This window comes from Nocardia carnea (assembly GCF_029869215.1).
GTDB classification, from domain to species: domain Bacteria; phylum Actinomycetota; class Actinomycetes; order Mycobacteriales; family Mycobacteriaceae; genus Nocardia; species Nocardia carnea_B.
Map to the genome: position 1 here is coordinate 1 of NZ_JARWPM010000346.1, position 9,555 is coordinate 9,555.

7 protein-coding genes are annotated in these 9,555 nt (G+C 66.6%); all 7 read right to left on the minus strand.

Annotated features, from left to right (window positions below):
* Positions 1–155: 155 nt before the first annotated feature.
* The gene (locus QH276_RS24010) at positions 156–1,208 is read right to left on the minus strand and encodes an alpha/beta hydrolase (protein ID WP_280397634.1); all 1,053 of its coding nucleotides are present in this window, start codon (positions 1,206–1,208) and stop codon (positions 156–158) included.
* A 276-nt stretch (positions 1,209–1,484) separates the two neighbouring features.
* The gene (locus tag QH276_RS24015; RefSeq protein ID WP_280397633.1) at positions 1,485–2,579 is read right to left on the minus strand and encodes an alpha/beta hydrolase; all 1,095 of its coding nucleotides are present in this window, start codon (positions 2,577–2,579) and stop codon (positions 1,485–1,487) included.
* Between the two features lie 160 nt (positions 2,580–2,739).
* The gene (gene zomB, locus QH276_RS24020; RefSeq protein ID WP_280397638.1) at positions 2,740–4,689 is read right to left on the minus strand and encodes a flagellar motor control protein ZomB; all 1,950 of its coding nucleotides are present in this window, start codon (positions 4,687–4,689) and stop codon (positions 2,740–2,742) included.
* Positions 4,690–4,693: 4 nt separating this feature from the next.
* Positions 4,694–5,620: a decaprenyl-phosphate phosphoribosyltransferase gene (locus tag QH276_RS24025; RefSeq protein ID WP_280397632.1), complete on the minus strand. Its 927-nt coding sequence runs from the start codon at positions 5,618–5,620 to the stop codon at positions 4,694–4,696.
* Position 5,621: 1 nt separating this feature from the next.
* Positions 5,622–6,188 (minus strand): phosphatase PAP2 family protein, encoded by a 567-nt coding sequence (locus QH276_RS24030; RefSeq protein ID WP_280397637.1) that lies wholly within the window; start codon positions 6,186–6,188, stop codon positions 5,622–5,624.
* A 5-nt stretch (positions 6,189–6,193) separates the two neighbouring features.
* Positions 6,194–8,128: a glycosyltransferase gene (locus QH276_RS24035; protein WP_280397631.1), complete on the minus strand. Its 1,935-nt coding sequence runs from the start codon at positions 8,126–8,128 to the stop codon at positions 6,194–6,196.
* The gene (gene glf, locus QH276_RS24040; RefSeq protein ID WP_280397630.1) at positions 8,125–9,354 is read right to left on the minus strand and encodes a UDP-galactopyranose mutase; all 1,230 of its coding nucleotides are present in this window, start codon (positions 9,352–9,354) and stop codon (positions 8,125–8,127) included. Before glf ends, QH276_RS24035 begins: the two co-directional genes overlap by 4 nt.
* Positions 9,355–9,555: the final 201 nt, after the last annotated feature.

Consider the following 9,555-nt stretch of genomic DNA (forward strand, 5'->3'; position numbering starts at 1 on the left):
AACCACCCCCCGCCCCCCCCCCGGCCCGTCCCACCCCCCCCCCCCCCCCGCCCCCACACCCCCCCCCCCCCCCCCCCCCCCCCCCCCCCCCGGGGGCCCCCCCCCCCACTGCTGTGATCGCGGGATCCCGGCCGGCGGGACCCCGCGACCGCGCGTTATCCGATATTCGCCGACAAATCCGGAATCATCCGGTAGACCTCGGCCTCCCAGTACGTCCAGGAGTGGATACCGGTCGCCGGGAACGAGTAGGTGACATTGTTCGCACCCAGCGACATCATTCGCAGCTGGAACGATCGGGTATTGGCCAGCGCCAGCGCTTCGAGCGCCATTCCGTTGACGGTGTTGCCGTTGAACCCGTCGGCCGGTTCGGGAAGTGCGCTACCGGCGGATATCCACAGCCTGGTGTTGTGGTCGCGCAACAGCGGCGCGAACACGAACGGATCCATCCGCAGCCACTGCGGCCCCCACGGTGGCGCCATGGAGTCCACGTTGTAGCCACCGGCGTCGATCATGGCGACCCGGAGAGCCTCGCGCATACCCGGGGCGGAGATGTTCAGGTAGCCGGAGTAGGAACCCGCGAAACTGAACTGGTCCGGGTGATAGGCGGCCAGGGTGAGCGCGCCGCTGCCGCCCATCGACAATCCGAAAACGCCGTTGCGGTACGGGTTGAATCCGAGCCGGTCGCGCAATGCCCAGCGCAAATGCTGGTTTATGAACGTTTCCCAGGCATAGCGATAGCTTTTGCCGGGACCTTCCGATATCACGTTCAGCGCGCCCGACCCCGAGGATGAGCCGGTGGGCGGTGCGCCGAAGAAGGAACTCGGCGCATTCCAGTCGGCGTAGAAGCTGGACATACCGCCGATCGGCATGACGACGTTGATATTCCAGTCGGTCAGCGCGTTGGCGATATTGGTGTCGTTCTCCCAGCCGCTGTGCGTCTCCGGGGCGCGCATACCGTCCAGGGCGTAGACGACGCGGTTGGTGTTGCCGTCTTTGGCCCGGAAGACCCGGGACCGGATCGGCCCCATCTCCGGGGAGTCGACCCAGAAATCGAATCCCGCCGGATTGGGTGCGGCCTGGGCGGCCGGGGCGGCCCGGTCGGAGAGCGCCACCGCGAGGGGCGCGAGGAGAGCCACCGTGACCGCCAGTGCCCACCGACCGACCCAGCGGCGGGGTCGTACCGATCTGAGCCTTCGCGCACTTCGCATTCGACTGGACCTTTCGCCTGGACAGCCGGACAGCAAATCACGAGCTACGTTACCGGCCCCATATCGGATACATAGACCATGGCTACCACCGGAGGCGGAAGCCGTTATCTGGATACCTGTTCCTGGTGTATCAATCGACCAAGTAAGGGTCCATGTTGCCAGATAGTGTCACAGGTCACACGCAACTCGCGTGGCGCGGATACATTTTCGTTGCCGGATGCCCGCATCCCGCGCGACCGCAATGTTTCCGCAATACGTGCGCCGCGCGGCGGCCGATCAGCCGATATTCGCCGACAGGTCCGGGATCATCCGGTACACCTCGTCGGTCCAGTACCGCCAGTTGTGGACTCCGACGGCCGGGAAGTCGTAGGTGACGTTATGCGCGCCCAGCGACAGCATCCGGGCCTGGAACGCCCTGGTGTTGACCAGGGCCAGCGATTCCAGCGCCATGGCGTTCACCGTGTTCACACTCAGCCCGTCGGCCGCCGCGGGCAACCCGCTGCCCGCCGAGATCCACAGCCGCGTGTTGTGAGCGCGCAACATCGGCGCGAAGACGAACGGGTCCATCCGCAGCCACTGCGGGCTCCACGGCGGCGCCATCGCATCGATATTGAACCCGCCGGCATCCAGCATCGCGACCCGCAGCGCCTCACGCATACCGGGTGCGGAGACATTCAGGTAGCCGGAATACGAAGCCGCGTAGCGGAACTGGTCGGGGTGGTAGGCGGCCAGGGCCAGCGCCGCGCTGCCGCCCATGGACAGCCCGAACACGCCGTTGCCGTTGGGGTTGAAGCCGAGCCGGTCGCGCAGCGCCCAGCGCAGGTCGCGGGTCAGGAAGGTTTCCCATTTGTAGGTGTTGGATCGCCCCAGACCGGCCGCCGAACCCGAGGCCAGCCCCGAACCCGAATCCGCCGCCGACCCGGTGGCACCCCCGGCGCTACCGGAACTGCCCAATCCGAAGAAGTTGCTCGGTGCGTTCCAATCGGCGTAGAAGCTGGAACGGCCGCCGACCGGCATGACCACGTTGATATTCCATTTGGTCAGTTCCCGGGCGACATCGGTATCGATCTCCCAGCCGCTGAGATCGTCGCGGGCGCGCATACCGTCCAGCGCGTACACGACCCGGGCGGTGTTCCCGTCGGCGGCGCGGAAGATCCGCGATTTGATCGGGCCCATCTGCGAATCGACCCAGAAGTCGAATCCGAAGCCGGGATCGAACCGGGCGGCGGCGGGCGCGTCCGGCCCGGCGACCGAGACCCCGGCCGCCGGCAGCAGCAACGCCAGTGACACCAGCGCGGCACGTTTCAGCCGGTCACCCAGCCGTCGTGCCGGATGGCCGGTTCGCCGGCCGCGGCCGATAACGCCTCGCATTGCTCCCACCCTCCGTCGTGCGACCGGTCGATCGCATGGTCCACCGGTCCCCGCGTGCACCGGGCTGACGCGAGCACCATAGCGTGACGTGGTACCCGTCGCCCGCCGAGACCGCGCGCGGGAAACCGCAGTGCCGAAAAGCTATCAGAGAACTGGCAGCTCAGCGGACCGGCGGCACCGGATCGACCAGGCCGCAGCGTTGAATCTCATACTTGGGAACCCGATCGATGCGGTAGGAGGCGAAATCGAACGCGTGCAGCAGGTTGTGCTTGAACCGCTCGAACGTCAACGGCCCCTTGTAGGAGAGCATCAGCGCGTGGGTCTGCGGGCAGGACATGGCGACGTGGGCCTGTTGCACCCAGTCCTCGTCCATGTACCAGGGCAGCCACGGTTTGCGGTCCACCATGCCGGTTTCCACGATCACCCAATCGGGGTAGAGGCTCTTGTCGTGACCGATCCGCCCGTCGGTGAGCCGTTCGGTATGCGCGGCCAACGGGAACGCCAGGCCCATCGGATCGATCACCCGGACATCGAGCGGGACGTTCATACTGGTCATGCCCAGGTTCAGGAAGTAGACCGTATGCCCGGCACCACCCGGCGGGATCGGAATCGGCGGCGGTGCCACGTACCAGAACATGAACGACGGCGAATTGAGCAGGAGCCCGCCGTCGGGGGTGGCTTCGATGGCCTCCACCATGGGCCGCATGCGCGCGTAGTCGAGGTAGTCCTCGGCGCGGATCGGGTGATCGTGGCCGGTGTTGAGCACGTAGTAGATGCGCTCGTCCACGATCCCCGACTTGTTGATCTTGGTGCCGGTTTTGATCGCGGTGGTACCGGAGGCCAGCAGCGCCCACGCCACCGTGCCCACCAGCGCGACCACCAGCAGCGCGAAAGCCGGTGCGTCCCGGCGCGTCAAGGCCCGTACACCACCGTCGGGCAACCGCAGCGGGAGTACCGACACCGGCAGCAGGAACAGGAACAGCTGCGGCAGCAGCATCCGGCCGTGCATGAAATCGCCGCCGACGCGCAGCGCGTAGACGGTGAGTATCACCGCGGCACTCAGCACCAGCGTGACCACCGCGGCCGGTGTATGCAGCCATTCACGCAGCCGCCGGATACGGCCGGGCCGCTCCCGGAGGGCGTCCTGCTCGGTGGCGGGATCCACCACAACCGGTTCGGTGTGATAAACCCGGGCCGCCACCAGGCCCGCGATCAGCAGAATCGCCAGCGGCACGTAGAGGTAGTACGGTCCCGCCAGATCCCAGAGGTAGGTGAAACCCTGCCCCCATTTGGCCCCGCCCGCATCCTTCGCGACCGCGGTGTTCGGGTACGGCAGCCCGTAATAGCCCATCCGCCAGACCTGATAACACAGCGGTACGAATCCGGCCACCGCGACGATCAGCCCGCGCAGCAGCCACGGCCGCAACCGGGCGGCGGGCATCGGGGCGAGGAAGATCAGCAGCAGGGCCAGGCCACCGACCACCGCCATCTCCGGCCGGATCAGCGGTGCCAGCCCGGCCAGGAAAGCCAGGCCCAGCAGCCCCGGCACACCGGGACGTTCGGCCTTGCTCCACCGGACCAGCAGCAGCCACAACAAACCCAGCCAGCAGATGACCAGGCAGTTCTCCAGACCGGAGGTCACATAGTCACGGGCCGGGGGCACGGCGATATAGGCCAGCGCACCGGCCGGGATCAACAGCGTCGACTTCGCCGGGCCCCACAGCTTCCCGGTGCCGAGCATGGCGAACAGCAGCGCCAGCACCGAAAGCGTCAGCGCGACACCCAGCACGACGTACTCCAGCCGTGCCTGGGTGAGCCAGCTGAAGAACCAGACGATGTAGGTCCAGGCCGTGCTGGTGTTGGTCTCCACCCGCTCGCCCGCATTGAACACCGGGCCGTTGCCGGCCAGCAGGTTGCGCACGGTGCGTAGCACGATGAGACCGTCGTCGGCGATCCAGCGCCGCTGCCAGCCGCCGTAGGCCAGTAGCGCGAGGGTCACCACGATTCCCCCGGCGAATACCGCACGCGGTAGCCGGGTCGAACGCGCCGATGAGCGCGGCTGCTCGGTGGCAGCGCGCTCGCCGGTCTTTTCAGTTTCCGCTACCGCAATCTCGTCAGAAGAGATAGACAGCGACACCTACCGCTCCGATCCAGGCAATGGCGAGCAACTGCAGGACGCGGTCTCCGAAGGCGATCTCTTCCGGCTCGCCGGCCTCGCCCCCGTCGACATCCACGGCATACCGCAGGATGGCGATGGTGAACGGGACCATCGAGAAGGCGAACCACTCGTTGTCTTTGACCTCGCCCTGTTCGAATGCCCACAGTCCGTAGAAGACCACGACCGCGGTGGCAGCCAGGCTCCACGTGAATCGTAGGTAGGTGGGGGTGTAGTACTCCAGCGATTTGCGAATCTTCGCCCCGGTCGAGAGGGCCAGCTGCAGTTCGGCATACCGCTTTCCGGCCGCCATGAACAGCGAGCCGAACGCCATGATCAGCAGGAACCACTGCGACAGCGGGATTCCGGAGGCGACACCGCCGGCGATCGCGCGGAGCAGGAAGCCCGAGGACACGATGCAGATGTCCAGGACGGCCTGGTGTTTGAGCCCGAAGCAGTAGGCCAGCTGGATACCGATGTACACGCCGATGGTGACGGCCAGCTGCCAGTTCGCCAGGAAGGACAGCCCCACCGAACCCACGAGCAGCACCGCCGCCAGCCCGAAGGCCAGGTTCACCGGAACCACCCCGGCCGCGATCGGGCGGAACCGCTTGGTGGGATGGGCCCGGTCGGCCTCGACATCCATGGCGTCGTTGACCAGGTAGATACCCGAGGCCGCCATACAGAAGACGACGAAGGCGATGGCGACACTGCCCAGTACGTCCAGATCGGTAACCGACCCCGCCGCCATGGGTGCCGCCAAGACCAGGACGTTCTTCACCCACTGGCGCGGGCGAGCAGCCTTGATCAGACCGCCGACCAGTGTTTTGGGCGGGCCCTTGACCTCGGCTTCGGCCAGGTCGGCGCCGGTGGGCTCTTCACTCATATCAGGCAGCGCCTTTTCGTTCTGTACGGTCACTGTCGAGTCTCTTTTCGGCGGCGAGCAGGACGGCGGCGGACGCGGCGCCGAGCGCGGAACCGGCGATCACATCGGAGGGGTAGTGCACCCCGAGAACGACCCTGGACAGCAACATCGGCGGTACGAGCACCGCAGGCAAGGGTAGCCCGGTCAATTTTCCGAGCAGCACCGCCGCCGCAGTTGTGGAGGTCGCGTGCGAGGACGGGAAGCTCAGTTTGCTCGGCGTACCCACGTTGACCTGCACCGATGGCGCGTGCGGACGGGGCCTGCGAACAATGCGCTTGATGACGATGGAGGCGGCATGCGCCCCCACGGCGCCGACGGCGACCCCGGCCCACTGCCGCCGTCGGGGTTTGTCGGCCAGCGCACCGGCCGCGGCGATCGCCACCCAGCCCAGCGCGTGCTCCCCGAAATGCGACATACCGCGCGCCGCGGACACCACCGCGGGCGTCGCGATAGCCCCCTGGACGGCTTCGATGATCTTCACTTCCGGCGGGACACCGCCCGCGGTCGTGTCCTGCAGGCTCGGGTTCATCGCGTTCACCGTTCGGACTCCGCCTTGCTATCGATACCGAAAACCTTCTCCCAAGCGGCCGTACCGGTGAGTTCGGCATGTGCGGCCCGGTACCGCTGCCGCATCTCCGGCATCCGGTCGGCGAGTTCCTTACGCAACCGCAGCGCCTCCCGCAGCAACCCGTAGGCCTGCCGCGGATCCCGCTTCCGGTACACCACTCCGCGCCCGTCGGCGGTGGTGACGGTGACCCCGTCCACCTGCGAGAGCAGGAACCAGCGCGCGTCCAGGGTCGGCACATTGAGCTGGGGACGCTCGTGATGTTCCGGATGGGCCGGCCGCAGGTTGTTCAGTACGCCCTTGGCGAGTCGCACGACCTTGGCGAGCGGATTGCCCGGTTCGGCCACCGCCCCGACCCCGATACCGCTGGCCAGCGGAAGTTCGGTCGAGGACGGCAGGATCACCGCGTCCGGATACTGTTTGCGCAGTTCGTGCACCGCGCCGAGCGCGCTCGGCAGCAGTTCGAAAAGACGCTGCGGGCCGGCCAGGAAATCGCGGATCGCGAGATTCTGGATGGCGACCGTCGAATATTCCAGGCAGAGCAGATGTTTGAGGGTCGCCTTGACGGTATTGGCGATCATGGCCCGCCCGTTGCCCGGCTGATGCAGCGCGGCGACCACCAGGCGGTTGCGCAGATGGAAATACGCCTGCCAGTCGATGGCGTCGTCCTTATCGCTCCACGCCATATGCCAGACCGCGGCCCCCGGCAGGGTGACCGTCGGATAACCGGCCTCGCGGGCGCGCAGACCGTATTCGGCGTCGTCCCATTTGAGAAACAGCGGCAGCGGCTGACCGAGCTGCTCGGCGACCTGCCGGGGGATCACGCAGGTCCACCAGCCGTTGAAATCGACGTCGATACGCCGGTGCAGCAGTTTGGAATTGTCCCGGTCGCGCAGCGGGTACTTGGCGAAATCGTGGTCGTATTCGACATTCGGCGCGGCCGACCACATGAAGATATTGCGGTCGACAACCTCACCCATCACATGCAGATGTGAACGTTCCTGCAGGTTGAGCATCTGCCCGCCCACCAGCACCGGGGATTTCGCGAACCGGGCGAAGGCCAGCGCACGCAGAATCGAATCGGGTTCGATCTCGATATCGTCGTCCATATAGACGATGTATTCGGCGCTGGTGGTTTTCAGCGCCTCGTACATGACCCGGCTGTAACCGCCGGACCCGCCGAGATTGGGCTGGTCGTGAATGGCGAGCCGATCGCCGAGCACGGCCGCGGCCTCCTCGAAACCGGGTTCGTCGACGACCTTGCGGGTGCCCTGATCAGGGATGATCACCGCGTCGATCTGCGCCAGCACCAGCGGATCGGCACCCAGCGCGGTCAGCGTCTTCACCGCGTCGGTGGGGCGGTTGAACGTCGGCATACCGACCGCGATCCGGCCGTCCCCCGGCGCCTCGATCGGCGCGTACCAGCCGCCGGACACCAGCGTCACCGCGGTATCGGTGGTGATATCGAACCAGAGCCAGCCGCCGTCCTCGAACGGGCCGAAATCGGTCTCCAGCTCGAGGGTGACGGTTTCGGCGCCCGGCGCGACCGCGAACTCGCCACCCTGCACGTGGATACGGGAACCGTCGGCCTTCGAGCGGTACAGATCGACCCGCCCGTGCCCGGCCAGTTCCAGCCGCAGCACCACCGATTCGAGCATGCTCCAGCGCCGCCAGTAGCTGGCCGGCAGCGCGTTGAAATAGGTGCAGAACGACACCTCGGATTCCGCGCCCACCGAGAGCGAGGTCCGGGTGGTGGCATGCGCGCGGCGCGCATTGGTGGCCGACTCTTCCAGGTAGAGCGTGCGCACATCGAGCGGCTCACCCGGGCGGGGCAGGATCACTCGTTGCAGGAGCGATTTCGCACGGGTGGCGGACGGGCTGTGCGCCAGTGATGCGGAGGTCATACGTCGTTGTTCTCCTCGGCCAGCGGCGCACCCGTCTCCAGATGCGGCCGCAGCACATTGTCGAACATGTTCAGTGCACTCGCGATGGCCATATGCATATCCAGGTACTGGTAGGTACCGAGGCGGCCGCCGAACAAGACCTTTGCCGTGGCGGTCTCCCGTTTGGCCAGCGCGCGATACGCGGTCAGTTTGGCTCGGTCCTCAGGGGTGTTGATCGGATAGTACGGTTCGTCGCCGGTCTTGGCGAAACGCGAGTACTCGCGCATGATGACCGTTTTGTCCGTGGGGTAGTCACGCTCCGGATGGAAATGCCGGGGCTCGATGATGCGGGTGTAGGGCGGGTCCGCGTCGTTGTAGTTCATCACCGACGTGCCCTGGAAATCGCCGGTGGGCAGGACCTCGGTTTCGAAGTCGATCGTGCGCCAGCCCAGCTCGCCCTCGGCGTAGTCGAAGTAGCGGTCGAGCGGGCCGGTGTAGACGACCGGCGCGTCCGGGTTCTGCGCACGCAGTTCGTCGCGGACGTCGAACCAGTCGGTGTCCACCCGGACCTCGATCAGATCACTGGCGGCCATGTTCTCCAGCCACTTCGTATACCCCTCTTTGGGCAGGCCCTCGTAGGTGTCGTTGAAGTAGCGGTTGTCGAAGGTGTAGCGCACCGGCAGCCGGGTGATATTGCCGGCGGGCAGTTCCTTGGGGTCGGTCTGCCACTGTTTGGCGGTGTAATCGCGGACGAAGGCCTCGTAGAGCGGGCGGCCGATCAGCGAGATGGCCTTTTCCTCGAGGTTCTGCGCGTCGGAGGTCTCGATTTCGGCGGCCTGTTCGGCGATCAGCGCGCGGGCCTCCTCCGGGGTGAAATACCGGCCGAAGAACTGCGAGACCAGGCCCAGCCCCATCGGGAACTGGTAGGCCTGCCCTTTGTGCATGGCGAAAACGCGGTGCTGGTACCCGGTGAACTCGGTGAACTGGGTGACATAGTCCCAGACCCGCTTGTTCGAGGTGTGGAACAGGTGCGCGCCATATTTGTGGATTTCGATCCCGGTTTCCGGTTCGGGCTCCGAATAGGCGTTACCGCCGATATGCGGACGGCGGTCCAGCACGAGGACTCTCTTGCCGAGTAAATTCGCGCTGCGCTCGGCGACGGTCAGCCCGAAGAAACCGGAGCCGACGACGATCAGGTCGAACTGTGCGTTGTTATCTGAGTTACCCGGAGACGATGCGGCGGTCACGGGTGCCCAGCGTATCGGAAGCGTTTCCCGGCGCCAGTCGGAGTCAGGGCCGGGTTCGTAACGGCTGGTCGGGGCGGCGACGCCGGTGGCGCGTCGAAAATACGTTCGCCGGGGGCGGGGGGTGGCCGGCCCCGGGGGAGGGGGGGGTGGGGGGGGAACGCCCGGGGGGAGTAGGCCGTCGGGGGGGGGGCGGAACCCCCC